This window comes from Enterovibrio qingdaonensis, assembly GCF_028683135.1.
Lineage (GTDB): Bacteria > Pseudomonadota > Gammaproteobacteria > Enterobacterales > Vibrionaceae > Enterovibrio > Enterovibrio qingdaonensis.
Map to the genome: position 1 here is coordinate 1 of NZ_JAJUBB010000079.1, position 391 is coordinate 391.

1 pseudogene is annotated in these 391 nt (G+C 51.2%); it reads left to right on the forward strand.

Annotated elements, in window-relative coordinates:
* A pseudogene (locus LRP49_RS25195) lies at positions 1 to 391 on the forward strand (transketolase); the annotation flags it as partial.

The following is a 391-nucleotide window of genomic DNA, read 5'->3' on the forward strand; positions in this document are numbered from 1 at the left end:
TGTGTTCTTGGGCGACGGCTGTTTGATGGAAGGTATTTCTCACGAAGCATGCTCACTGGCAGGAACCCTAGGTCTTGGCAAACTGATTGCTTTCTGGGATGACAACGGTATTTCTATCGACGGTCACGTTGAAGGCTGGTTCACTGATGACACGCCTAAGCGTTTTGAATCATACGGCTGGCATGTAATCCCTGCGGTAGATGGTCACGATGCTGACGCGATCAACGCAGCGATTGAAGCGGCAAAAGCAGAAACCGGTCGTCCAACTCTGATTTGTACCAAAACCATCATTGGTTTCGGCTCACCAAACAAAGCAGGTTCACACGACTGTCACGGCGCACCATTGGGCGCAGAAGAAATCAAAGCAGCGCGTGAATTCCTCGGTTGGGAG